Source organism: Streptacidiphilus jeojiense, assembly GCF_000719095.1.
GTDB lineage: Bacteria > Actinomycetota > Actinomycetes > Streptomycetales > Streptomycetaceae > Streptacidiphilus > Streptacidiphilus jeojiensis.
Genome location: NZ_JOEH01000029.1, coordinates 1 through 22,998, shown reverse-complemented (window position 1 = coordinate 22,998; position 22,998 = coordinate 1). Strand labels below are relative to the sequence as shown.

General features: G+C 73.1%; 21 protein-coding genes and 1 pseudogene. 14 read left to right on the top strand and 8 right to left on the bottom strand.

From position 1 onward, the window contains the following. Window positions 1-151: 151 nt before the first annotated feature. Window positions 152-382, bottom strand: a complete 231-nt coding sequence (locus IF29_RS0132605) for a hypothetical protein (protein ID WP_157624037.1) — start codon at window positions 380-382, stop codon at window positions 152-154. Window positions 383-538: 156 nt separating this feature from the next. On the opposite strand from IF29_RS0132605, the gene IF29_RS0132600 reads away from it, so the two are divergent. The 4 genes from IF29_RS0132600 to IF29_RS0132585 all read left to right on the top strand — a co-directional run bounded on the left by IF29_RS0132600 (window position 539) and on the right by IF29_RS0132585 (window position 4,961). Further along, the gene (locus tag IF29_RS0132600) at window positions 539-775 is read left to right on the top strand and encodes a hypothetical protein (protein ID WP_030262594.1); all 237 of its coding nucleotides are present in this window, start codon (window positions 539-541) and stop codon (window positions 773-775) included. 285 nt (window positions 776-1,060) lie between these two features. Continuing rightward, window positions 1,061-2,230 (top strand): efflux RND transporter periplasmic adaptor subunit, encoded by a 1,170-nt coding sequence (locus IF29_RS0132595; RefSeq protein ID WP_157624036.1) that lies wholly within the window; start codon window positions 1,061-1,063, stop codon window positions 2,228-2,230. A 78-nt stretch (window positions 2,231-2,308) separates the two neighbouring features. Further along, window positions 2,309-4,249 (top strand): APC family permease, encoded by a 1,941-nt coding sequence (locus IF29_RS0132590; RefSeq protein WP_037597444.1) that lies wholly within the window; start codon window positions 2,309-2,311, stop codon window positions 4,247-4,249. A gap of 55 nt (window positions 4,250-4,304) precedes the next feature. Further along, window positions 4,305-4,961, top strand: a complete 657-nt coding sequence (locus tag IF29_RS0132585) for a class I SAM-dependent methyltransferase (protein ID WP_030262586.1) — start codon at window positions 4,305-4,307, stop codon at window positions 4,959-4,961. A 27-nt stretch (window positions 4,962-4,988) separates the two neighbouring features. Here IF29_RS0132585 and IF29_RS0132580 read toward each other — a convergent pair whose 3' ends face one another. The 5 genes from IF29_RS0132580 to IF29_RS0132560 all read right to left on the bottom strand — a co-directional run bounded on the left by IF29_RS0132580 (window position 4,989) and on the right by IF29_RS0132560 (window position 11,482). Next, entirely contained in the window at window positions 4,989-5,636 is a 648-nt protein-coding gene (locus IF29_RS0132580; protein ID WP_030262583.1) for a dihydrofolate reductase family protein, read from the bottom strand. A gap of 226 nt (window positions 5,637-5,862) precedes the next feature. Further along, window positions 5,863-9,048, bottom strand: a complete 3,186-nt coding sequence (locus IF29_RS44030; RefSeq protein ID WP_051726316.1) for a glycoside hydrolase family 3 C-terminal domain-containing protein — start codon at window positions 9,046-9,048, stop codon at window positions 5,863-5,865. 356 nt (window positions 9,049-9,404) lie between these two features. Beyond that, window positions 9,405-10,136 carry a class F sortase gene (locus tag IF29_RS0132570; protein WP_051726315.1) on the bottom strand — a complete coding sequence of 244 codons (732 nt, stop codon included), beginning with the start codon at window positions 10,134-10,136 and terminating at the stop codon, window positions 9,405-9,407. 128 nt (window positions 10,137-10,264) lie between these two features. Beyond that, on the bottom strand, window positions 10,265-10,768 hold the full coding sequence (locus IF29_RS0132565) for a hypothetical protein (protein WP_157624035.1): 504 nt from the start codon (window positions 10,766-10,768) through the stop codon (window positions 10,265-10,267). Between the two features lie 270 nt (window positions 10,769-11,038). Next, window positions 11,039-11,482 (bottom strand): ATP-binding protein, encoded by a 444-nt coding sequence (locus tag IF29_RS0132560; protein ID WP_198037611.1) that lies wholly within the window; start codon window positions 11,480-11,482, stop codon window positions 11,039-11,041. 383 nt (window positions 11,483-11,865) lie between these two features. Between IF29_RS0132560 and IF29_RS0132555 the strand changes: the two genes are divergently transcribed. From IF29_RS0132555 to IF29_RS0132535, 6 genes and pseudogenes are all read left to right on the top strand, one after another. Beyond that, complete coding sequence (locus tag IF29_RS0132555; protein ID WP_051726313.1) at window positions 11,866-12,771, top strand: trypsin-like serine peptidase; 906 nt, start codon at window positions 11,866-11,868, stop codon at window positions 12,769-12,771. Between the two features lie 285 nt (window positions 12,772-13,056). After that, entirely contained in the window at window positions 13,057-14,307 is a 1,251-nt protein-coding gene (gene egtA, locus IF29_RS0132550) for an ergothioneine biosynthesis glutamate--cysteine ligase EgtA (RefSeq protein ID WP_030262566.1), read from the top strand. Further along, on the top strand, window positions 14,304-15,698 hold the full coding sequence (gene egtB / locus IF29_RS0132545; protein WP_084715334.1) for an ergothioneine biosynthesis protein EgtB: 1,395 nt from the start codon (window positions 14,304-14,306) through the stop codon (window positions 15,696-15,698). Before egtA ends, egtB begins: the two co-directional genes overlap by 4 nt. Then, window positions 15,698-16,387 (top strand): annotated as a pseudogene (gene egtC / locus IF29_RS48090) (ergothioneine biosynthesis protein EgtC); the annotation flags it as partial. The gene egtB and the pseudogene egtC, both read left to right, overlap by 1 nt. A gap of 117 nt (window positions 16,388-16,504) precedes the next feature. Further along, window positions 16,505-17,482: an L-histidine N(alpha)-methyltransferase gene (gene egtD / locus IF29_RS48085; protein WP_030262561.1), complete on the top strand. Its 978-nt coding sequence runs from the start codon at window positions 16,505-16,507 to the stop codon at window positions 17,480-17,482. Between the two features lie 99 nt (window positions 17,483-17,581). Further along, window positions 17,582-18,361 carry a DUF4389 domain-containing protein gene (locus IF29_RS0132535; RefSeq protein WP_051726312.1) on the top strand — a complete coding sequence of 260 codons (780 nt, stop codon included), beginning with the start codon at window positions 17,582-17,584 and terminating at the stop codon, window positions 18,359-18,361. Between the two features lie 10 nt (window positions 18,362-18,371). On the opposite strand, the gene IF29_RS0132530 is transcribed toward IF29_RS0132535, so the two are convergent. Then, window positions 18,372-19,151, bottom strand: coding sequence for an SDR family NAD(P)-dependent oxidoreductase (locus IF29_RS0132530; RefSeq protein ID WP_030262554.1), 780 nt, complete (start codon window positions 19,149-19,151; stop codon window positions 18,372-18,374). A gap of 158 nt (window positions 19,152-19,309) precedes the next feature. Here IF29_RS0132530 and IF29_RS0132525 point away from each other — a divergent pair, with 158 nt between their 5' ends. The 4 genes from IF29_RS0132525 (at window position 19,310) to IF29_RS0132510 (ending at window position 22,390) form a co-directional block, all read left to right on the top strand. Next, window positions 19,310-19,678, top strand: coding sequence for a hypothetical protein (locus tag IF29_RS0132525; RefSeq protein ID WP_030262553.1), 369 nt, complete (start codon window positions 19,310-19,312; stop codon window positions 19,676-19,678). A gap of 157 nt (window positions 19,679-19,835) precedes the next feature. Continuing rightward, window positions 19,836-20,399: a TIGR03086 family metal-binding protein gene (locus IF29_RS0132520; RefSeq protein ID WP_030262549.1), complete on the top strand. Its 564-nt coding sequence runs from the start codon at window positions 19,836-19,838 to the stop codon at window positions 20,397-20,399. A gap of 6 nt (window positions 20,400-20,405) precedes the next feature. After that, on the top strand, window positions 20,406-21,452 hold the full coding sequence (locus tag IF29_RS0132515; RefSeq protein ID WP_084715332.1) for a sigma-70 family RNA polymerase sigma factor: 1,047 nt from the start codon (window positions 20,406-20,408) through the stop codon (window positions 21,450-21,452). A gap of 89 nt (window positions 21,453-21,541) precedes the next feature. Then, window positions 21,542-22,390: an LLM class F420-dependent oxidoreductase gene (locus IF29_RS0132510; RefSeq protein WP_030262541.1), complete on the top strand. Its 849-nt coding sequence runs from the start codon at window positions 21,542-21,544 to the stop codon at window positions 22,388-22,390. A gap of 19 nt (window positions 22,391-22,409) precedes the next feature. On the opposite strand, the gene IF29_RS44025 is transcribed toward IF29_RS0132510, so the two are convergent. Next, window positions 22,410-22,784 (bottom strand): hypothetical protein, encoded by a 375-nt coding sequence (locus tag IF29_RS44025; RefSeq protein ID WP_051726311.1) that lies wholly within the window; start codon window positions 22,782-22,784, stop codon window positions 22,410-22,412. Window positions 22,785-22,998: the final 214 nt, after the last annotated feature.

Genomic DNA, 22,998 nt, shown 5'->3' with positions numbered 1-22,998 from the left:
GGACCCACCGCAGACTGCTGATCGTATTGGGCGGAAAATGTTGGTCGCTGTTGGAATTGACGCATCGTCAACTGGACATGTCAAGGTCTCCGACCGACCTGCCGGTCCGGGTGTGCCGGGTGCTGCCAGACCCTGCGGAGCGCCGCCGGTTTCAGCGCCAGGTCCGGCGGGCGACCAGCTCGGCCCACTCCCGGTCCTGCAGCCCCGGCAGGGTCCGGCCGTTGCCGCGCCATTCGGCCGCGAGCTGCGAGTAGATCGGTTCGTCCTGCGGCCGGGAGGCCGGGCGTTCCTGCTCGGGCGGTGCCGCGGGCGCCGCCGCGGGTGCGGCCCACTGCTGAGGCAGCTCGGAGAGGGTCACTCGGGACCAGCGAGGCTCGGGCATGCCGGATCAACGACGAATCCGGTGCGCCGGTCACCCAGGATTGGGCCGAACGGGCGGTGGTCGGACCGCTGAGCTGGAGTTCTTCCCCGGCTCTGCGGTATGGCCCGGTGGCGGTCCCGACGGGCGGGCCGCGGGCGGATCGAGCAGCCTTGGCTCATGGAGAATCCCGATCCGCTGGTCATCGTCTGGGGCTACGGGCAGGGCCCGGACGGTTCCGGGCGCCGCGTACAGATCGGCCGCCATGTCATCGCCATCGCCGAGACCAGGTCCGATGTGGACCAACTGCTGAAGATGGCCGGCCTGGCCGAGTGGTTCGAACTGGACCCCACGATCGTGGAATGGCGCGGGGGCGACCCCGACGTCTGGTCGGCCCCGGGATGCAGCCCCGACTGAGCGGTCGGCGTCACCCGTCCGGCCCAGTGGCGTTGCGCAGCGCCACCGGCGGTCACACGCTGGAGTCTGAGCGGCATTCAGCTCAGTCACCTGCCGGGAACTCTTCTCCCCGGCAAACGGCGCCCCCGGGTTCAGCACCCGGGGGCGCCGGTGCGTACGGGCCTGCGAGCGGGATGGATTTCGGGCGGCGCACCGGGGGCGGTAGTTGAGTCTATAAATACGATTTGTCATGCTTTGTGGCATGGAGCTACCGCACGGGCCGACCGGGCTGCGAAGGGGTGTGCCGTGCGGCGAGGCCTGAACCGGTGCCTGGTCGGTGCCGGAGCACTGGTGGTGGCCGGAGTCGCCGCCCTCGCCGTGCCCACGGCCGGCCAGGGCGTGTCGGTCCGGGCCTTCCGGGTGCACCAGGTGGATCTGCGGTCCACCGCCCAACTGGCCGGGGTGCTCCGGGCGGCGGTCACCTGGCGGATGTACTTCGGCGCGGGCACCGCGGTACCCGCCGGCGGCGCGGCCGACGCCGGCGTCTGCACGACCGGACCGCTCCCGACGCCAGGGCTGGGCCCGGTCGCCGAACTGCAGGCCGTCCCGGGCCAGGCGGTGACGAAGGGCCAGCTGCTGGCCCGCGCCGACACCACGGCCGTCCAGCAGGCCCTGGACGCCGCCGAACAGGACCTCGCCGAGTCCCAGTCCCTGCTCCAGGACCACCGCAACGCCGCCACGGCCACCGGCGGTTCCGACAGCAGCGACCCCTCGGCAGCGGCCGCGGCCGCCGCAGCCGCTGCCGCGCAGGCGCAGCTCGGGCCGGACCTGGACCGGGTCGCCCAGGGCCAGCAGCGGGTGGCGGCGCTGCAACGCACTCTCGCCGACGCCACCATCACCGCGCCCGCGGACGGCGTGGTCGAGCAGGTCGGCACCGCGGTCGGCGGCAGCCCCGACTGCCACACCCCGGTCCTGGTGCTGCGGACCTGGGCACTGGAGGTGCACACCCAGGTGGGCGGCGAGGTGCGCGGACGCCTGCGGCCCGGCCAGTCCGCCGAGGTCGCGGTGCAGGACACCACCTCGCAGGTGACCACGGCGGTGGCCACCCTGCCGCTGAGCGCCACCGTCCCGGCGCCGTCCGCCCCCGCCCAGCCGCTGCCCGGCCCGTGGGCGTCCGGAGTAGCGCGGTACCCGCTCGACCTGGTCGTCCCCGACCCGCCGCCCGGCGCCCTGCCCGGCATGCCGGCCACCGTCACCATCACCCTGGAGGCACGCCCGGGGGTGCTGGCGGTGCCCGCCGAGGCGGTGCACTCCGACGGCGCCGTCGCCCACGTCATGCTGCTGACCTGCCCGTCCGCGGACCGCCCCGGCCACTGCCACTCCCGCCCGGCCCCGGTGGCCACCGGCATCACCGTGGACCAGCTGACGCAGATCACCGCAGGACTCCACGAGGGCGACACCGTCGCCGTGCCCTGAGCCCGCGCCGCCGGGGAAGCCCGCGGGGCGCAGTGTGGCGCGCGATGATTTCCCCGCATATGACCTAGCTTTGGCGAAATGAGTGTCTGGAACGGTCCCAAGCGCCTGCTGTTCGGGACCCCGCTGGACAGCGCCCGGCTGGGGGAGACACTGCTCCCCAAACGGCTGGCGCTGCCCATCTTCTGCAGCGACCCGCTCTCCTCGGTGGCCTACGCGACCGAGGAGATCCTGCTGATCCTGGCGCTCGGCGGGGTCGCCCTGCTGCACCTCGCCTGGTACGCCGCCGCGGCGATCGTGCTGCTGCTGGTGGTGGTGATCGCCTCCTACCGGCAGACCTGCCACGCCTATCCGGGCGGCGGCGGCGCCTACGTGGTCAGCGCGGAGAACCTGGGACCCACCGCGGCGCTGACCGCGGCCAGCGCGCTGCTGGTGGACTACGTGCTGACGGTGGCGGTCTCGGTGGTCTCCGGCGTGGCCGCGATCACCTCGGCCGTCCCGGCGCTGGACCGCTACCAGGTCCTGCTCTCGGTGGTCTTCGTGACCGTGCTGACCCTGCTCAACCTGCGCGGGGTACGCGAGTCCGGACGCCTGTTCGCCATCCCCACCTACGGCTTCATCGCCGCGATCTACCTGATGTTCGGCTACGCGGCGGTCCGACTCGCCTGGGGCGCCACCATCCGCGCCGAATCGGCGACGCTGCCGATCCACGCCACCGGCTCCTTCACCGGACTGGCCCTGGTGCTGTTGGCCATGCGCGCGTTCGCCTCCGGCTGCACGGCGCTGACCGGCGTCGAGGCCATCAGCAACGGGGTCCCGGCGTTCCAGGAGCCGAAGGCCCGCAACGCGGCCACCACCCTGGCGGTGATGGGCCTGTTCTCGGTCACCATGTTCGTCGGCATCACCGTGCTGGCCATGGCCTACCGGGTCCATGTCGCGGCCGACCCAACCGAGTTGGGCCTGGCGCCGGGCACCGCCATGCCCACCGCACTGGCCCAGATCGCCCGGGCCACCTTCGGCGACGCGAACCTGCTGTTCTACCTGGTGCAGACGTTCACCGCCGGAGTGCTGATCCTGGCCGCCAACACCGCCTTCAACGGCTTCCCGATGCTCGCCTCGATCCTGGCCCGGGACCGCTACGCCCCCCGCCAACTGCACAACCGCGGTGACCGCCTGGTCTACTCCAACGGCGTGGTGCTGCTGGCACTGGCCGCCATCGGCCTGATCGTGGCCTTCGACGCCCAGCTCACCCGGATCATCCAGCTCTACATCATCGGTGTCTTCGTCTCCTTCACCCTCTCCCAGGCCGGCATGGTGCGGCACTGGCGCACCGCCCTGGCCACCGAGTCCGAACCGGCCCCGCGCCGCCGGATGCGCAGGTCCCAGGCGATCAACGCGGTGGGCGCGACCCTGACCGCGCTGGTGCTGGTGATCGTGCTGATCACCAAGTTCACCCACGGCGCCTGGCTGGTGATCATCGCCATGCCGCTGCTCTTCGCCGGGATGAAGGGGGTGCGCCGCCACTACGACCAGGTCGCGAAGATCGTCGCGGTCCCGGACGGGGCCCGGCCGCACGTCCCCCCGCGCAACCATGTGCTGGTCCTGGTCTCGTCCGTGCACGCGCCCACGCTGAAGGCCCTGGGCGTGGCCCAGGCGCTGCACCCCACCAGCGTCACCGCCATGAGCGTGGCCGCCGACGCCGCCGACGCCGAGGCCCTGCGCACGCAGTGGGACCAGCACGTGCCCGATGTGGCGCTGGAGATCCTGCACTCGCCCTACCGCGAGGTGGTCGGCCCGGTACTGGCCCGGATCCGCCAGGAGACGGCGGCCGATCCGACCGCGATGGTCTCCGTGGTCATCCCGGAGTACGTGGTCGACCACTGGTGGGAACAGCCCCTGCACAACCAGAACGCCCTGCGCCTCAAGGCCCGTCTGCTGTTCGCCCCCGAGGTCACCGTCATCGACGTCCCCTTCCGTCTGGCCGCCCCGGCACCCCCACAGGCCGACGTGCCGGTCCCCTGACGGTCCCGGCGCGGACGCAGCGGACCTGTCAGTGGCGGCTGCGAGGATGCGGACCATGACTGATCGACAGGCTGCCATCGCCAACTACTGGGACGCTGCCGCGTCGTCCTTCGACGAGGAGCCCGACCACGGGCTGAGGGCGGAGGGCACGCGCGCCGCGTGGGGCCGGCTGCTGGAGGCGTGGGTGCCGTCCGGCCCGCTGGACGTACTTGATGTCGGGTGCGGAACCGGCTCGCTGGCCCTGCTGCTGGCGCAGGCCGGGCATCGGGTGACCGGTGTGGACCTGGCGCCGAGGATGGTCGAGCAGGCCGGGCGGAAGCTGGCGGCCGCCGGTCTGCGCGGCCGGTTCCTGGTGGGTGACGCGGCTGTGCCGCCGACCGGTGACCAGTCGTTCGATGTCGTGCTGTCGCGCCACCTGGTGTGGACCCTGCCCGACCCCGAGGCCGCGCTGCGGCAGTGGGTGACCCGGCTTCGCCCCGGCGGCCGGCTGGTGCTGGTCGAGGGCCGGTGGCGCGAGTCCGGGCGGAGCGGTGCGCCGTATGTGGCCGGGGCGGAGTCGTTGCCGTGGAACGGCGGGGTGGGCGCCGACGACCTTGCGGCGGCCGTGCGGCCGTTCGTCGCCGATCTGCGGGTCGAACCGTTGAGTGGGGACGCGGATCTGTGGGGAGGTCCGGTGCATGACGAACGGTATGCCCTGATCGCCCAGGTCTGACCGGAGAGGTGTCGGGCCGTCAAGCGGCTACGGCCTGGCGAAGGTCAGGTGGGTGACACCGCTGGGGGTGGTCACGGACTCGACCTTGTCGAACCGCTGTTCGAGGTCTTCGAGGCCGTCCCACAGTCGGATGCCCCGGCCCAGGACGATCGGGACGATCGTGACGTGGAGGTGGTCGACCAGGTCGGCGGCCAGGAATTCGCGGACCGTGCTCGGTCCGCCGCCGATGCGCACGTCCAGGCCGCCCGCGGCCTCACGGGCCTGGCGCAGTGCCTCCTGCGGGGTGGCGTCGATGAAGTGGAAGACGGTGCCGCCCTCCATCTCCACGGACGGGCGCGGGTGGTGGGTCAGTACGAACACCGGGGTGTGGAACACCGGGTCGGGGCCCCACCAGCCGTTCCACTCGTGGTTCTCCCAGGGGCCGCGCTGCGGACCGAACTTGTTGCGCCCCATGATCTCCGCGCCGATGCCGTCACCCCAGGTGCCGGCGATGGCGTTGTCGACCCCGGTGTCCCCGGAGCCCTGACCGTGCATCTGTTGGAACGTCTGGGTGGCGAAGAACCATTCGTGCAGCCGTTGGCCCGCGTGGCCGAACGGCGCCTCCAGGCTCTGCCCCTCGCCGGTGCCGAAGCCGTCGAGGGAGACGGAGAAGTTGTGGACCCGAACGCGGGACATGGAGCGACCTCCTGATGGGACGTTGTCTGTCGATGGTGATCACCCGCCGGGGTCAGCGACCGGAGTCAGTGACCGGGGTGGTCCACAGCGGCAGCGTACGCGGCGCCGGGACGCGCAGGCGGGCAGTTTCCTTCGTGTCGGCGCCGACAGACGTGGCAGGAGAGGCCCCTGGCCGGTGACGTGGGGTCACCGGCCAGGGGCGGTCTTGGTTTCCGGGTCGGGAGGCTCAGCTCTGGGGCAGCGTCCAGGACTGGTTGGCCGCTCCGGTGCAGGTCCAGATCTGCACCTGGGTGCCGGGCGTGGTGGAGGATCCGGTGTCGTCCAGGCACTTGCCGGAGTTCGGGTTGAGCAGTGTCCCGTTCGTCTGGGGCTGCCAGACCTGTGCCCCGGTGCCGTTGCAGGTGTAGAGGTCGACCAGGGTGCCGTTGGCGGTGCCGGCCGCGTTGACGTCCAGGCACTTGCCCAGCGCCTGCAGCGTTCCGCCCGACACGGTCCACTGCTGGGCGGCGGTGCCGTTGCAGGTGTAGACGTCCACCTTGGTCTTGTCCACGGTACTGGCCCCCGCCACGTCGAGGCAGAGCCCCGCGTAGCCGGTCACCTGGCCGGTGGAGCCGGAACCGCCGGAGGTGGCCGCCGGGGAGGTCCAGGACTGGTTCGCGGCGCCGGTGCAGGTGGAGATGGTGACCTGGGTGCCGTTGGTGGTGGAGGAGTTCGGGTCGGTCAGGCACTTGCCGGAGGCCGGGTTGAGCAGTGCGCCGTCGGTCTGCGGCTGCCAGACCTGGGCGCCGGTCCCGTTGCAGGTGTAGAGGTCGACCAGGGTGCCGTCGGCGGTGCCGGCCGACTGCACGTCCAGGCACTTGCCGGCCGCCTGGACCGTGCTGTTGGAAGCCTCGCTCCATTCCTGGCCGTTGGTGCCGTTGCAGGTGTAGACCTCGACCTTGGAGCCGTCGGTGTTGCTGTCACCGGCCACGTCGAGGCAGAGGCCACCGACGCCGACCAGGGGAGTGGCCGCGGTCGCGTCGGCCGGCACCACGGTCCACAGGAAGGTGGTCGACGCGAGAGCGCCGGCGCCGTCCTGGGCGGTGACGGTGACGGTGGAAGTACCCGCGGCGGTCGGTGTGCCGCTGATGAGCCCGGCGGCGGAGATCGAGGTGCCCGCCGGCAGTCCGGTCGCGCTGAAGGAGGGGGTCTGCGCGGCGGTGGTGTCGTGCGCCGCCAGCTGGACCGACACCGGCGAGCCGGCCAGGCCCTCCTGCGAGCCGGGGCTGGTGACCGTCAGCGGCTGGCCCAGCTGGGCCGAGGTGACGGACAGCGTCCCGGTCAACGGCAGGTTGGCGTCCGAGTCGCCGACCGAGATGCCGTAGCTGCCGGTGCTGGTGGCCCAGGCGTTGGAGGTGGCGTTGTAGTACTGCAGGCTCTGCTGCGTCAGCGGGAAGCTGACGGTCTGACTGGCACCGGGCTGGAGGTCGACCCGGGCGAACCCCTGGAGCTGCTTCGGCGGTTCGCCGGACGCCGTGGGCTGGGTGACGTACAGCTGGGCGACGTCGGCGCCCTCCCGCGAGCCGGTGTTGGTGACGGTCGCGGTCACCGTGGCGGCGCCGCCCGCCGACAGCGTGCCGACGTGCAGGTTGCTGAAGCCGAAGCTGGTGTAGGACAGGCCGAAGCCGAAGGGGAACAGCGGGGTCAGGCCGTTGGCGTCGTAGTAGCGGTAGCCCACGTCCACGCCCTCGGAGTACTGCACGGTGCCGTTGCTGCCCGGCCACTGCGCCGTGGTGTGGGCCGGCACCTGGGACAGCGACGTCGGGAAGGTCACCGGCAGGTGGCCGGACGGGTTCGCGTCGCCGAACAGCAGCGCGGCGACGGCGGTACCGTCGCCCTGGCCCGGGTACCAGCCCTCCAGCACACCCTTGACCGAGCCGATCCAGGGCATGGTCACCGCGGAGCCGGTGTTGAGCACCACGACGGTGTTGGGGTTGGCCGCGGCCACGGCGGAGATCAGCGAGTTCTCGGCGCTGGGCAGGTCGATGCCGCTCAGGTCGCTGCCTTCGCTCTCGAAGTCGCTGACGAAGACGACCGCGGCACCCGCGGAGGCGGCGAGCGAGGCGGCCGAGCTGCTGGAGGAGCCGTCGTTGTAGCTGACGGTGACGCCGCTGCCGGCGGCCCGCGAGGTGATCCCCTGGAGCGGGGTGACGGTGCCGCTGGAGTTGACGGCCGCGCTGCCGCCGCCGGCGCTCTGCACGGCGGTCGAGGCGTCGGCGCCGATCACCGCCAGCGACCGGATGGCCGATCCCAGCGGGAGCAGGCTGCCGCTGTTCTTCAGCAGCACCGTGCCCTCCTCGGCGAGTTGGACGGCGGTGCTCTGGTTCGCGGTGCTGGTGGCGGTCTGCGCCGGTGAGCCGGTCGGGGCCTTGTCGAACTGGCCGAAGGCGAACATCTCGGTCAGGATGCTCGACGTCAGCGAGTTCAGCGTGGCCAGGCTGACTGAGCCGTTGGCCACCGCGCTCTGCAGGGCGCTGCCGTAGTAGCCGTCGTTGCCGGGCATGTCCTGGTTCAGGCCGGCGTTGGCGGAGGCGGCGGTGGCGTGGGTGGCGCCCCAGTCCGAGGTGACGAAGCCGGTGAAGCCGAACTGCTGGCGCAGCACGGTGCTGAGCAGGTACGGGTTCTGGCAGGCGTAGGTGCCGTTGATCGTGCTGTAGGAGCACATCACCGAGGAGGCCGCGCCCTGCTGCACCGAGTCCTGGAACGCGGGCAGGTAGATCTCCTGCATGGTGCGGTTGCTGATCACCGCGTTGTCGGAGGGCGTGTTGCGGTTGGTCTCCTGGTTGTACACGGCCAGGTGCTTGACCTGCGCCATCACTCCGGTGGACTGCACCCCGCGGATGTCGGCGGCGCCGAGCTGGCCGTTGAGGTACGGGTCCTCGCCCATCGCCTCGAAGGCCCGCCCCCAGCGCGGGTCGCGGGTGATGTTGATGGTCGGGCCGAGGTCGACGGTGGTGCCCTTGGCCGCCTCCTCCGAGCCGATGGCCCTGCCGTAGGTCTGCTCGGCCGCGGTGTCCCAGGTCGAGGCGACATTGACCGGGGCCGGGAGCTGGGTGACGCCGGTCATGCCGTCGGCGACCCCGGCCGGCCCGTCCTCCAGGTTCATCGCCGGTATGCACAGCGAGCCGATGGCCGGGGTGAAGCCGACGTAGCTGGAGCCGGTGGCCCCGGTGGCCAGGGTCACCTTCTGAGCGGTGGTCATCTTCGCCAGGAGCTGGCTGACCCGCTGCGGGATCGGCGCGCTGGAGTGCACCCAGGGACATGCGGCGGGAGCGGCCGCGGGGGTCGCCGACGGCGAGACGGTCCTGGCGTCGGCGGCCGGGGCGACCACCCCCAGGAGGCCGGAACCGCCGGCCACCAGGGCCAGGGTCACCAGGCAGGACGTCTGTTTTCTGGCTGGTCTCCGGAACGTGCGCACGATGCCTCCAAAGCGGGGTGGGGTGAGCAGCGCCCGCGCGCGAGCGGGGTGAGTCGTCAGCCGGGCAGGGCCGGGCGGAGGGACAGGAGCTGTGGGCGACCCGGAAGGCTTCGCAACGTGAACACAGCCCTTCCACAGGGGGCCGTAGTCCCGGGGCGTGGGAGCCGGACTGATTGCCTGCGGAACGGCTGGCTGTAGGCTGAGATCCGCTCCTGACAGGCTCTCTGATGGCTGGTCAGATGCCTGCTCCCGTCTGCGATTGAACCCGCCTGAGGTGGCCCGGTCAAGGTCTGGGCCGGTTTCCGCAACCTTCAGGTTCTGAACTCAAGGAACCGCGACGGGTCCCGGACTGACGACTTCTCAGATCCCCGGGTGGCGGTCAGATGGGCGTACAGCACCACGTTGCCCAGGTAGCCGGAGGCCCTGCTGTAGCCGCCGCCGCAGGTGATCACGCGCAGCTCGGGGTCGCGGGTGGGGCCGTAGACGCGCTTGGAGGGGAACGCGTCCTTGGGGTAGACCTCGATCGCGTCGACGGTGAAGACGGCCGCCCGCCGGTCCCTGAGGTCGACCTCCACGGTGGCGCCCTTGTGCAGCGAGCCCAGCAGGTAGAACACCGCGGGGCCCTGGAGGGTGTCGACATGGCCGTCGATGATCGCGTTGCCGACGGTGCCCGGGGCCGGCCCGTTGCGGTACCAGCCGGCCAGGTTGCGGTCGGTGTCGTCCGGCACCTGCAGGTGGCCGGCGGAGTCCAGGCCGAGCAGGGTCACCGGCGCGTCGACGCCGATCGCGGGGATCTTGACCCGGACCGGGACGGAGGCCGCCAGCGGACGCACCTTCGCCCGCGCGGGGACCTTGGGGCGTGCACCGGTGCCGTCGGTCGGTGAAGGCGAGGGTATGGGTGCGTCGAAGGCGTCGGCCGCGGAGGGCTGCGGCGGGCGCTCGACGGTGGTGCTGCCGTCGTACAGCAGCCATGCCCCGGTGCCCAGGGCCGCTGCCGCGACCAGGGCCACGACCCGGTTGTTGCGCACACGCTTCGAGGTCATGCTGAGGCGCTCTCTTCGCAGGTGGGGCGACCGGTCGCGGGTCCGTCGGGGCAGGGGAGGCAGCCGTCCCCGATCGGGGACGGCTGCCTCCCGGGCGCGCTCTGCGCTGTGCGTGCCGGGCCGGTGCCTCAGCCGCGCTGGGCGGCGGCGCGGCGGCGCAGGTACACGGCGCCGCCCAGGGCCATGGCGGCCAGCGCGGCGCCGCCGGCGATCTCGGCGGTGTTCCCGTCGCTGGAGCCGCCGCCCAGGCCGGTGCTGACCGAACCGGTGGGCACGGCGGTGCCGACGACGGTGAACTCACCGGCGACGATGAGGCCGCCGGTGGGGCAGCTGCCGACCACGGTGTAGGTGCCGGCCTTGGCGGTGGACGGGACCCTCAGGGTGCCCACCAGGGACATGGTGCCCTTGGTCAGGGTGGCCGACCAGCCCTTGTTCTGCTCGGAGACCCGGATGCTGCTGTCCTTGGGGCAGGTGGTCTCGGCGGTGCTCAGGGTCACCGTGCCGCCGGGCCTGACCCTGCTCGGGTTGGCCTCGATCTGGCCTTCGTTGCCCGCCGCGAAGGAGGCAGCGGTCGGAAGGGCGAGGGCGGCGGCGGTGAGGGCACAGACGGCCAGGGTGCGCGCAGTGCGCATGGAGTCCTCCATGAACGGGGGGTGCGGGCCGTCCTCGTCGGCGGTCCGACGGGCCGTCGGAATCCGCGGCCCGCAGACACGACGAGACACTCCGCACCGAGCCCCCGCATCTCGGGATCCGGGCACCGTTCACGCGGATGGTCGCCGCCCGTCCGGGATCCGGGCCGGTACCTGCGGGCTGACCGGCCGTCAGCAGTCCTGCCGCGGGACTTGCTCCGACCGTGGAGGGCGCCGCGGTCGGGCACTGCGGCCGCGCACCGCGGTCAGAGGTCAGGCGTCGGGGTCCGCTGCTCCGGGGACCAGGGCGAACCAGATCCACTTGCCGGTGGCGTCCACCTCGCACCCCCACTGCGCGCTGAGTTCCTCGATCAGTTGCAGGCCGCGGCCGCTCTCGGACAGGGCCGCCGCCGAGGCGTCGTCCCGCTCGCAGTCGTGGGCGGCCGCGCGGTCGCGGTTGTCCCCGCCGTCGGCGCCCAGCGCGGCGCCGTTGTCGCGCACCGCGCAGACCAGCACGCCGGAGCGCTCGTCGTGCCGGATCAGGATGCGCACATCGTCGCCGTCGGTGTGCTCGACGGCGTTGGCCACCGCCTCGGTCATCAGCAGCCTGCCGTCGTCCACCAGCTCGTGCCCGGCCGCCACAGCGGTCAGCGCCATCCGCGCCTGCGACGCGGCGCGGGTGCGGCTGGGCAGGGACATGTCCGCGGCGCTGCTCATGGTGACGGCTCCCATCGGCGGGTCGGGCGGTCCGGGGGCGGTTGCTCCCGCCCTTCCACGGTAGGCAGGCCCAGGGGTGCGGACATCGGTCGAACTGCCCGAGCCGACCGGGCCCAAAGGCCACAGTGGGGACTGCCGAAAGGGCGGGAAAGCGCTTTCCAAATCCGGGCGCGGCACGCTACCGTCTTCCGGGGAGGCCGCTCGCGGTTCCCCTCCGCCCGCCCGTCGCCCCCCACATCCTGGTCTGGGGGTCGGCGGGGAAGGGCCGGGTCCGGCCCCGCTGATCCGGCGTCAGCACCGGCGCGACCGCCCATCCGCAGCCGGTCACCCGGATGCCGGTCCCCGTTGGTCGGGTACTCCGGACCAGGCCAGGATGCGGAGATATGACGAACCGTCTGTCGCCGCGATCCGGCCTGCTGTGGGCCGGCGTGGCACTGGCGCTGATGGTGTGGCACGCCTCGCCTGACGCCGCGTCGCAGAGCGCCGGACCCGGGCACCCGGCGGCGGCCGCGCTGTCGGTGGGGATCCTCCCCGGCGCGGTGCCCGCCCTGCCGCCCAGCGCGGACGGCGCGGACGGCGCCGGCTCCAAGGACAGCGCCGCTGCGCCGAGCGTCCGGCCGGCCAAGGTGGTTCCCCAGGTGGGAGCGGTCTTCGCGACCGTGGACGGCCGTCCCACCGAGCACTTCTGCACCGCGGCGGTGGTGGACAGCCCCGGCCGGAACGTCCTGGTCACCGCGGCCCACTGCGTGGTGGCCCCGGGCCGGGCCTCCGCGGAGGAGGCCGCCCGGTCGGGGGACTCGCTGCTGTTCGTGCCCGGCTACCACGAGGGCCGGCGCCCGTTCGGGACCTGGGCGGTGACCCGGGTGGTGGCTGATCCGCGCTGGTGGCGCGGCGGGGACCCCGACTTCGACGTGGCCTTCCTGACGACCCGTCCGCTGAACGGCGGCAAGCCGGTGGAGCAGGCGGTGGGAGCCGAGGGGGTCGCCTTCGAGCCGCACTGGCACGGCCCGGTCGAGGCGGTCGGCTATCCGCGCACCGGCGAGCGCCCGGTGATCTGCGCGAACCGGCTGATCGGCTTCGGCTTGGACCAGGCGCAGTTCCCCTGCCGGGGGATGACCGGCGGCACCAGCGGCAGTCCGCTGCTGGCCGCGGTCGGCCCGGACGGCCGGGGCACCGTGGTCGGCGCCATCGGCGGCTACCAGGCCGGCGGCCTCACCGCCGACCTGTCCTACTCGCCGGGTTTCGGCCAGGACGTCGAGGCGCTCTACCGCGCCGCATCCCTCGGCTGAGCCGCCGGCGCCATCCGACCACCTCCCGCACCGCCCGACCACCTCCCGCACCACCTGGCCGCGCCCGGCGCTCCCGACCGCGCGCCGTGCAGCACCGGACACTCCCGGTGACGTCCCGAGTTGCGGCCGGAGGCGGCGCGGTCCTCACTGGTCAGAGTCCCGGGAATCAGGTCCCGGGAGTCACCGGAGCGGTTCCGTATCGGCCATTCCCACCGCGAGCAGGCCCCCCAGGCGTACCGGGTCCGGCCCGGGGGTAGGGCGAGCGAGGACGAGAGGAGCGGAGTCATGGGACACCGCCTGGTGGAGAGCGAAGCCCGCGAGCACGTCTACGGGGTCTGTTTCAAGACCGGCCCGCCCAGGCGCACCGGCCTGGAGCTGGAATGGCTGGTGCACGACGGCGCGGACGGCCGGCGACCGGTCCGCCCGGAACGGTTGGAGGCGGCCCTGGCGCCGCTGGCGCAGCCGGGCGCGCTGCCGCACGGCAGCAGGCTCACCCGTGAGCCCGGAGGGCAGGTCGAGCTCAGCTCCCTCCCCGCCACCACCCTGGCCGCCTGCGTGCGGGCGCTGCGCACCGACGCCGAGGTCCTGGCCGTAGCCCTGGCCGCCGAGGGACTGGTCCTCGCCGGTGACGGACTGGAACCGCACCTGGACCCGCCCCGGATCGCGCAACACCCCCGGTACCGGGCCATGGAGGCCTATCTGGACCGGGTCGGACCCTCCGGCCGGATGATGATGCGCGCCACGGCCGCAGTGCAGGTCAATCTGGACGCCGGCGACGACACCGGCGGCCCCTCCGGGTACCGCTTCCGCTGGGAACTGGTGCACCGGCTCGGCCCGGTACTGGTCGCCGCCTTCGCCAACTCCCCGCTGTGGCGCGGACGGCCGACCGGCTGGCGGTCCACCCGGCGGGCCGTGTGGGAGCGGATGGACCCGCCCCGCACCGCACCGGTCACCCACAGCGAGGACGACGGCGACCCCCGGGCCGCCTGGGCCGACTACGCCCTGGACGCCCCGCTGCTGTGCCTGCGGCGCCCGGAACCCGACGACTGGAACGCCCCGCCCGGGCTGACCTTCCGCGACTGGACCCGCGGCGCGGACGGGGAGCGGCCGCCCGCCCTGGACGACCTCGACTACCACCTGACCACGCTGTTCCCGCCGGTGCGCCCGCGCGGCTGGCTGGAACTGCGCATGATCGACACCCAGCGCGGCGACGACTGGACGGTGGCCGCCGCCCTCGCCGCGACCCTGATCGACGACCCGGTGGCGGCCGCTGCCGCCTGGGAGGCCACCGAGCCGCTGTGCCCCAACGGCGCGGCGGTGCCCTCGGCGGAGCAGTGGAGCCTGGCCGCCCGGCTCGGACCGGCCGACCCGGTGATCGGCAAGGCCGTCCGGGCCTGCTTCGGCGCGGCGGACGCCGCGATGGCCGACTCCGGGGTCCCCGCCGACCTGCGCGCCACGGTGGCGCGGTTCGCCCAGCGCTACGCCGAGCGGGGCCGATGTCCCGCAGACGACCTCCTGGAAGGGATCCGCGGATGAACCAGCACGACACCTCCGACCAGCGAGTGGCCGACCAGCGAGCGGCCGACCAGGTGGCGTCCGACCTGCGGGCCCGGATCGCGGCCGCCCTGGAGACCGCGCGCCGCCGCACCCTGGGCCTGACCGACTGCCTGGACGAGGACGGCCTCAAGGCCCAGCACTCCCCGCTGATGTCGCCGCTGGTCTGGGACCTGGCCCACATCGGCAACCAGGAGGAGCTGTGGCTGGTGCGCGACGCCGGCGGCCGGCCCGCGATCCGCCCGGACCTGGACCCGCTCTACGACGCCTTCCAGCACCCGCGGGCCGACCGGCCCGCACTGCCGCTGCTCGCCCCCGAGCCCGCCCGCGCGTACCTGCGCCAGGTCCGCGCACAGGCCCTGGACGTCCTCGACGGCGCGGACCTCGATCCGGACGGGCCCCCGCTGCTGGCCGGCGGCTTCGTCTTCGGCATGATCGCCCAGCACGAGCAGCAGCACGACGAGACCATGCTCGCCACCCACCAGCTGCGCCAGGGCCCCGCCGTCCTGGACGCCCCCGCACCCCCTCCCGCCCCCGCCGACGCGGCCGCCCTGCCCGCCGAGGTCCTGATCCCGGCCGGTCCCTTCACCATGGGGACCAGCACCGAACCCTGGGCCCTGGACAACGAGCGCCCGGCGCACACCGTCGACCTGCCCGGCTACTGGCTGGACAGCGCGCCCGTCACCAACGCCGCCTACCAGGAGTTCATCGCCGACGGCGGCTACACCGACCCGCGCTGGTGGACCCCGGCCGGACTGCGCCACCGGGAACAGGCCGGACTGACCGCGCCGCTGTTCTGGCAGCGCGACGGCGACACCTGGCTGCGCCGCCGCTTCGGCCGCACCGAGCCAGTCCCCGCGGACGAGCCGGTGGTCCACGTCTGCTGGTACGAGGCCCACGCCTACGCCCGCTGGGCCGGGCGCCGACTGCCCACCGAGGCCGAGTGGGAGAAGGCGGCGCGGCTGGACCCGGCCACCGGCCGCTCCCGGCGCTACCCCTGGGGCGACCAGGACCCCACCGCCGACCACGCCAACCTCGGCCAGCGCCACCTGCAGCCGGCCCCCGCCGGGAGCTACCCGCGCGGCAGCGCCCCCAGCGGCGCCCGGCAGCTGATCGGGGACGTCTGGGAGTGGACCGCCAGCGACTTCGAGCCCTACCCCGGCTTCACCGCCTTCCCCTACAAGGAGTACTCCGAGGTCTTCTTCGGCCCGGACTACAAGGTGCTGCGCGGCGGCTCGTTCGCGGTGGACCCGGTGGCCTGCCGGGGCACCTTCCGCAACTGGGACTACCCGATCCGGCGGCAGATCTTCTCCGGCTTCCGCACCGCCCGTGACGCCGACGCCCCGCCCACCGACGCCGTGGAGCTGGGCTGATGTGCCGTCACCTGGCCTACCTGGGCGCCCGGACGGCGCTGGCCACGGTACTGCTGGAGCCCGAGCACAGCCTGTACCGGCAGTCCTGGGCGCCACGGCTGCAACGGCACGGCACCGTCAACGCCGACGGCTACGGCATCGGCTGGTACCCGGGCCCGGACGACCCGGGCGCCACCGGGGAGGACGACTGCTTCCGGCACCGGCGCGCGGTGCCGATCTGGGCCGACGCCAACCTGCCCGACCTGGCCCGCGCCGTCCGCAGCCACTGCTTCCTCGCCGCCGTCCGCTCGGCCACCGCCGGAACCACCCAGGACGAGTCCGCCGCGGCCCCCTTCCGTGAGGGCCGCTGGCTGTTCAGCCACAACGGCGCGGTCCCCGACTGGACCAGGCTGCCCACCGCCGGCACCGGCCTGGACAGCGCCGACCTGCTGTCCCTGGAGGCCCGCAGCGACTCGGCGCTGCTGTGGGCGATGGCGGCGCGACGGCTGCGCCAGGGCGAGCCCCCGGGGCTGACCCTGGCCGGCCTGGTCCGCCGGGTCGCCCAGGCCCGCCCGTCGGCCCGGCTGAACCTGCTGCTCACCGACGGCCGCACCGTCGCGGCCACCCGCTGGGGCGACACGCTCTGGTACCGGCGGGCCGACGACCACGTCCTGGTCGCCTCCGAACCCCACGACGACCACTCCGGATGGAAGGAAGTCCCCGACCACACCCTCCTCCTGGCCTCCCCGGACGCGGTGCGCAGCTATCCGCTGCGCCCCGTGCGGCGCCACTTTGCACAGCGCCACCCTCACAGCAAGGACAAGCCCGTGAACGACCGCTTCAGCATCGAACAGCGACTGCCCTCGGACTACTTCGCCAGCACCCTGCGCGCCGACGCGCGGCAGGGCCTGTCCGCACAGCCGAAGACGCTTCCGCCGAAGTGGTTCTACGACGAGCCCGGCAGCAAGCTCTTCGAGCAGATAACCGAGCTGCCCGAGTACTACCCCACCCGGGCCGAGCAGGAGATCCTGGCCCAGCGGGCCCCCGAGATCGCCGCCACCACCCGGGCCGGCTCGCTGGTCGAACTGGGCTCGGGCTCCTCGCGCAAGACCCGGCTGCTGCTGGACGCGCTGACCGCGCAGGGCACCCTGCAGCGCTACACCCCGCTGGACGTCAGCGCCTCCGCCCTGCTGGAGGCGGGCGAGGCGCTGTGCCGGGACTACCCGGCGCTGCGGGTCACCGCGGCCGTCACCGACTTCGAACACGACCTGGCACTGCACGACGAACCCGGACCGCGGCTGCTCGCCTTCCTCGGCAGCACCATCGGCAACCTCGACCCGGCCCAGCGCACCGACTTCTACGCACTGCTGCGCCGCGCCCTCAGCGCCGACGACGTGCTGCTGCTCGGAGCGGACCTGGTGAAGGACCCGGCGGTGCTGGTGGCGGCCTACGACGACAGCCAGGGCGTCACCGAGGCGTTCGACAAGAACGTGCTGCAGGTGCTCAACCGGGAACTGGACGCCGACTTCGACCCGGACGCCTTCGAGCACCGCGCGGTGTGGAACGCCGACGCGGAGCGGATCGAGATGCACCTGGTCTCCCGCAGCGAACAGCGCGTCAAGATCCCGGCGGTGGACCTGTCGGTGACCTTCGCCGCGGGGGAGAGCCTGCGCACCGAGATCTCGACCAAGTTCCGCCGGGAGACCCTCACCGCGGAACTGGCCGCCGCGGGCTTCACGGTCCGCCGCTGGTGGACCGACCGGGCCGCGCGCTTCGCCCTGCTGCTGGCCGTTCCCAGCAGATGAGCGGTGCTTGTGGGCCGAACGGGCCCCGCCGCGGGTGCGCGGGGCCCGACCGGGGGACGCTGGTGTGACGGATTCCCGGCGAGGACCAAGGAGCGGGCCATGGCTGACTACGGCTGGGCGGGACCCCCGGTCCCCGGGGTGTCCGGCGAGGTCCTGCCGGAGCTGGATCTCCCCGGCCCGGGCCGGCAGCGCCGCTGGACCGTGCTGCTGCGGTTGCTGCTGCTGGTCCCGCAGTACGTGGTGCTGTTCCTCCTCGGCATCGCCGGCTTCGTCGCGATGGTGGTCGGCTGGTTCGCGGCCCTGCTGCTGGGCCGGCTGCCCCAGCCGATCGCCGCGTTCCTGTCCGGCTTCCTGGTCTACCAGACCCGGGTGTACGCGTACGGCATGCTGCTGGTGGACCGCTATCCGCCGTTCGCCTTCACCGCCCCGGAGCACCCGGTCCAGGTCGAACTGCATCCGGGCGAGCTGAACCGGCTGGCGGTGCTGTTCCGGATCGTGCTGCTCATCCCCGGCGCCGTGGTGAGCGGCCTGGTCACCTCCGGCTTCTACGCCGTCAGCATCCTGATCTGGCTGGTGACCCTGGTCCTGGGCCGGATGCCGGAGCCGGTCTTCGGCGCCACCGCGGCCACCGCGCGCTACGCCATGCGTTTCAGCGCCTATGTCACCATGCTCACCGCCGCCTACCCCAAGGGCCTGTTCGGGGACGACTCCCGGCTGATGCCGCAGTCCCGCTCGGCCACCCGGCCGCTGCTGCTGTCCGGCGGCGCCAAGCTGCTGGTGGCGGTGTTCCTGGTGCTCGGACTGGTCTCCGGGGCCTTCTCCGGGACCGGGACCAGCGGCGGAAGCGACTCCGGCACGGTGAACGCGTCGGCGCGGTAGCGCCACTGGTTCAGTGCACCGACAGCCCGCCGTCCACGAAGACCGACTGGCCGGTGACATAGGCCGAGGCGCGGCTCGCCAGGAACACCGCCGCGCCCTCGAAGTCCTCGGCCAGACCGTTGCGCCCGGTCATGGTGCGGGCGGCCAGGGCCGCGACCTTCTCCGGGTCGTCGGCCAGCCGTGCGTTCAGCGGGGTCATCACGAACCCCGGCACCAGGGTGTTGCAGGTGACCCCGGACGGCGACCAGGCCTCGGCCTGGGAGCGGGCCAGCGACTCCAGGCCGCCCTTGGAGACGCCGTAGGCGCCGCTCTGCACGAAGGCCCGATGGGCCTGCTGCGAGGTGACGTGGATGATCCGGCCGAAGCCGCGCCGGGCCATCCCGGGCCCGAACCGCTGACCCAGCAGGAACGGCGCCTCCAGGTTCACCGCCATCGTGGTGGCCCACACGTCCTCGCCGAGCTCGTCCATCGGCGGCCGCAGGTTGACCCCGGCGCAGTTGACCAGGATGTCGGGCTCCCCGAACGCCCGGACCGCCTCCTCGGCCGCCGACCGGACGCCCTCGCGGGTGCCCAGGTCGGCACTGACCCAGGCGGCACGGCAGCCGTCCGCCACCAGTTCCTCGACGGTGGCCGCCAGCGCGGCCTCCCCGCGCGCGACGACCACCACGGACGCGCCGGCCCGCGCCAGCGCACCGGCCACGGCCCGGCCGATGCCGGAACTGCCACCGGTCACCAGCGCGGTGCTGCCCTCCAGCGAGAACAGCCGGGAGAGATAGTTCTGCGTGATCATGCCTGCACCCTAGAGGACCCGTTCCCGGGCGGGGCTTCCCGACCCCCGTCCGGGGGCCGCCGACGGGCCGTCACCCGGGCTGTGACCAGGCCGGATTGTCAGTGCCTCGCGCGACAATGGAGAGCGAAGAAGCCGCTTCAGCCATCACGGAGGCCACGTTGAAGACCGACATCGGCACCGCCCGTCACTTCCTGCCGCCCAACACCCCCAGCGAGGTGTGCCACGCGTTCAACCGGTCCGCGCTGACGGCAACCATAGCCGCCAGGGCCGTCGCCCTGGGCCTGACCGCGGACCTGTCGGACATCCAGATGGCCGGACTCGCCCAGCTGGTCCGGGACACCAAGCGGTCCCGCCCGCTGTCCGCGGAGACCAGGGCGGCGGTCCGGGCCGCGCTGCGCCCGGCGCTCAGCTCCCAGGACGACCCGGACCAGGTCGCCGCGGCGGTCTTCAGCTCCCTCCCGGGCACACCGCTGCGGGTACGGGACACCGGGGGCCGCGAGTACTTCCTGGTCGCGGTCCCGGCCTGAGAGCAGGGGCCTCCGCCCGGGGCAGGCGGAGGCCCCTCCGGTCCGCGTTCCGGCCGGCAGCAGACGTCGTCACCGGAACCCGATTCCTTTGCCGGTCGCGGCGAGTCTCCATAGATGTGGACGGAACCCACCAGCCACAACCGACGGAGGCGACCCCATGAACCCTGACACCCACCGACTCGACCGGGCCTTTGCCAGTACCCGATCCGTTCTGGCCCAGATCCGCCCCGATCAGCTGGGCGACCCGACGCCGTGCAGTTCATGGGACGTGAGGGCCGTGATCAACCATGTCATCGGCTCGGCCCACTGGGCGACGGCGTCCATCGGCCTCGGGGTCGAGAGCGCCGACGTGGACTTCGCCGCCGGCGACTTCCTGGCGAGCTACGACGACTGCGCCCGGGCCGCACTCGCCGCCTTCGGGACCGACGGAATCCTCGACCTGACGGTACGTCTTGCGTTCGGCGAGTTCTCCGGCGCCGAGGTGCTGGGCATGGCCGAGGCGGACCAGTTCACGCACGGATGGGACCTGGCCCGGGCGATCGGGCTGCCCACCGACCTGGATCCGGGACTCGCGGAGGAACTGCTCGCCACGACCCAGAAGACGATCACCGAGGCTTATCGTGGACCGGACGGCGCAGCCCCGTTCGGACCCGAGCGGACCGCTCCCGCCGATGCCGCCCCGGCCGACCGGCTGGCGGCGTTCCTGGGCCGCACGGTGTGAGGCCGGATCGCGGTTCGACCGTGGGACGCTGATGATCCATCGGATGCTGCTGAGAAGGGAGCCGCATTGCCGGGCGATGCGACATTCGTCAGGGAGACGGAGCCGTTCCGGCGCGAGCTGCTGGCGCACTGCTACCGCCTGCTCGGGTCGGTCCAGGACGCCGAGGACCTGGTGCAGGAGACCTACGTCCGTGCCTGGCGCGGCTATGCCGCGTTCGAGCACCGGTCGTCGGTGCGCACCTGGCTCTACCGCATCGCCACCAACGCCTGCCTGACGGCGTTGGAGCACCACAGCCGGCGGGTCCTGCCGTCCGGCCTCGGAGCTGCGGAGCCCGATCCGGACACTGTCCCGCAGCCGGGGGAGCCGGGCACCGCATGGCTGCAGCCGCTTCCCGACGGGCTGGTGGCGCCCGGCCCGGACGATCCCGAGAGCATCGTCATCGAGCGGGAGTCGCTACGGCTGGCACTGGTCGCCAGCTGGCAGTACCTGCCCGGCAGGCAGCGGGCGGTGCTGATCCTGCGGGACGTGCTGGCCTTCCCCGCGGCCGAGGTCGCCGAGATGCTCGGCACCACCACCGAGGCGGTCAAGAGCACGCTGCAACGCGCGCGGGCCCGGCTGCGGCAGTCGGACGTGGCGGCCGAGTCGGTCGCCGAGGTCGCCGAACCGGCGGCCCGTGCGCTGCTCGACCAGTACATCGCGGCATTCGAGAATGCCGACACCCTGCTGCTGGAGAAGCTCCTCTGCCAGGAGGCCACGCTGGAGGCGACGCCGTTGCGGACCTGGTTCGCCGGACGCAGCACCTGCGTGCCCTTCCTCGGCAGGCAGATCCTGGGTGTCCCCGGCGACTGGCGGATGCTCCCGACCAGCGCCAACGGGCAGCCCGCCGCCGTCGGTTACCGCCGCGACGGGGACGGGGTGCACCGGGCCTACGGAGTCGCGGTGCTCACGGTCCGCGCCGACGGCATCATCGGGGTGGTCTCCTTCGGGGATCCGGGGCTGGTCCCGGCCTTCGGCTTTCCGACGGACCTGGGGGAGTCCACCCGTACGACGTAAACAGTCGATCCGCGGGAACAGGGACCGTGCGGGCAGCGGTTGTCGCCAGAAGCCGGACACCGGATCGGAACAGGCGACAGGAGCGGGACATGAGCACAGCGGCAGGCGTGGCACGGGGCACGGTCGGCGTGTGGCGGCACGCCAACGGGCTGACGCCGGAGCGGGCAGTCGAGCTGGAACGCCTGGGTTACGGGCGCATCTGGATCGGCGGATCGCCCGACGGCAGCCTCGACTCGGCCGAACGGCTCCTGGACGCGACCACAACCATCGGCCTGGCCACCGGAATCGTCAACATCTGGCAGGACGACGCCCACAAGGTCGCCGCCTCCTTCCGGCGGCTGGAGGAGCGCCACCCCGGACGGTTCCTGCTCGGAATCGGCGCCGGCCACCGCGAGCACACCGACCGCTACACCCAGCCCTACGAGGCGCTGGTCGCCTACCTGGACGTGCTGGACGCCGAGGGGGTCCCGCAGGACCGACGGGTGCTGGCCGCGCTCGGCCCGCGGGTGCTGAAGCTGGCCGCGGACCGGGCCGGGGGCGCGCACCCCTACCTGGTCACCCCGGGGCACACCCGGCAGGCACGGGAGATCATGGGCAAGGACGCACTGCTCGCCCCCGAGCAGAAGGTGGTGCTGGATTCGGACCCGGAGCGGGCCCGGGCGATCGGCCGCCCCCGGGTCGAGTCCCCCTACCTACACCTCGTCAACTACACCGCGAGCCTGCGCCGCCTCGGCTGGAGCGACGCCGACCTGGCCGACGGAGGCAGCGACGCGCTGATCGACGCACTGGCCGTGCACGGCACCCCCGAGCAGGTGGCCCAGGGACTGCGTGCGCACCTGGACGCGGGCGCCGACGAGGTCGCCGTGCAACTGCTGACCAGGGAGGGGGAGTCGCCCGACCCCGGATTCCGGGACCTGGCCCAGGCACTCTGGGGCTGACAGCGCAGCGGCTGTCGGCTCAGGGCCGCTGCTCGCCGTGCAGCCGCAGCGTCGGCGGTGCGGGCAGTCGCTGTTGCAGCTTCAGCAGCGCGGCGGCCTGGGTGACCCGCAGCCGCTGCACGCTCTCGCGGTAGCCGTCGTCGATCGCCTGGGCGTGCCCGAGCCACTTCGCCTCGATGGCGGCGAGGCCGTCCGCATGGACGGCCTCCAGCCGGCTGATCGTCTGCTGGAACAGCTCCCGCTCCTCGGCCGAGACCCGGCGCTCCTGCGCGGACACGGCCAGGGCCTGCTCCACCAGCGTCCGGTAGGCCCGCAGCCGGCGCCGGTGCAGCAGCGAGAACACCGGCCACTGCGACAGCGACAGCGCCAAGACCGCCATGACGACGACATCCATGCCGCCTCCCCTCCGGAGCAGGACACCAGCGTCCCACCCCGGAGGCGGATCCAGGTATCAGCCCTTGTCCTAGCCCTGGTCTTCCAGGAGGGCGTCGATGACGCGGGTGGTGGCCTTGCCGTCGTCCCAGGGGCTGTAGGCCTGTTGGTAGGCGGTGTAGGCCTCTTGGTGGGGTTGGGTGGCGGCGTGGATGTCCTGGAGGGCGTGGATGAGT

What these genes read in the sequence shown, in the direction of transcription:
- IF29_RS0132605 (WP_157624037.1), bottom strand. Translation starts at nt 382, where the DNA reads ATGCCCGAGCCTCGCTGGTCCCGAGTGACCCTCTCCGAGCTGCCTCAG.
- IF29_RS0132600 (WP_030262594.1), top strand. Translation starts at nt 539, where the DNA reads ATGGAGAATCCCGATCCGCTGGTCATCGTCTGGGGCTACGGGCAGGGC.
- IF29_RS0132590 (WP_037597444.1), top strand. Translation starts at nt 2,309, where the DNA reads ATGAGTGTCTGGAACGGTCCCAAGCGCCTGCTGTTCGGGACCCCGCTG.
- IF29_RS0132585 (WP_030262586.1), top strand. Translation starts at nt 4,305, where the DNA reads ATGACTGATCGACAGGCTGCCATCGCCAACTACTGGGACGCTGCCGCG.
- IF29_RS0132580 (WP_030262583.1), bottom strand. Translation starts at nt 5,636, where the DNA reads ATGTCCCGCGTTCGGGTCCACAACTTCTCCGTCTCCCTCGACGGCTTC.
- IF29_RS0132570 (WP_051726315.1), bottom strand. Translation starts at nt 10,136, where the DNA reads ATGACCTCGAAGCGTGTGCGCAACAACCGGGTCGTGGCCCTGGTCGCG.
- IF29_RS0132565 (WP_157624035.1), bottom strand. Translation starts at nt 10,768, where the DNA reads ATGCGCACTGCGCGCACCCTGGCCGTCTGTGCCCTCACCGCCGCCGCC.
- IF29_RS0132560 (WP_198037611.1), bottom strand. Translation starts at nt 11,482, where the DNA reads ATGAGCAGCGCCGCGGACATGTCCCTGCCCAGCCGCACCCGCGCCGCG.
- IF29_RS0132555 (WP_051726313.1), top strand. Translation starts at nt 11,866, where the DNA reads ATGACGAACCGTCTGTCGCCGCGATCCGGCCTGCTGTGGGCCGGCGTG.
- egtA (WP_030262566.1), top strand. Translation starts at nt 13,057, where the DNA reads ATGGGACACCGCCTGGTGGAGAGCGAAGCCCGCGAGCACGTCTACGGG.
- egtB (WP_084715334.1), top strand. Translation starts at nt 14,304, where the DNA reads ATGAACCAGCACGACACCTCCGACCAGCGAGTGGCCGACCAGCGAGCG.
- IF29_RS0132535 (WP_051726312.1), top strand. Translation starts at nt 17,582, where the DNA reads ATGGCTGACTACGGCTGGGCGGGACCCCCGGTCCCCGGGGTGTCCGGC.
- IF29_RS0132530 (WP_030262554.1), bottom strand. Translation starts at nt 19,151, where the DNA reads ATGATCACGCAGAACTATCTCTCCCGGCTGTTCTCGCTGGAGGGCAGC.
- IF29_RS0132520 (WP_030262549.1), top strand. Translation starts at nt 19,836, where the DNA reads ATGAACCCTGACACCCACCGACTCGACCGGGCCTTTGCCAGTACCCGA.
- IF29_RS0132510 (WP_030262541.1), top strand. Translation starts at nt 21,542, where the DNA reads ATGAGCACAGCGGCAGGCGTGGCACGGGGCACGGTCGGCGTGTGGCGG.
- IF29_RS44025 (WP_051726311.1), bottom strand. Translation starts at nt 22,784, where the DNA reads ATGGATGTCGTCGTCATGGCGGTCTTGGCGCTGTCGCTGTCGCAGTGG.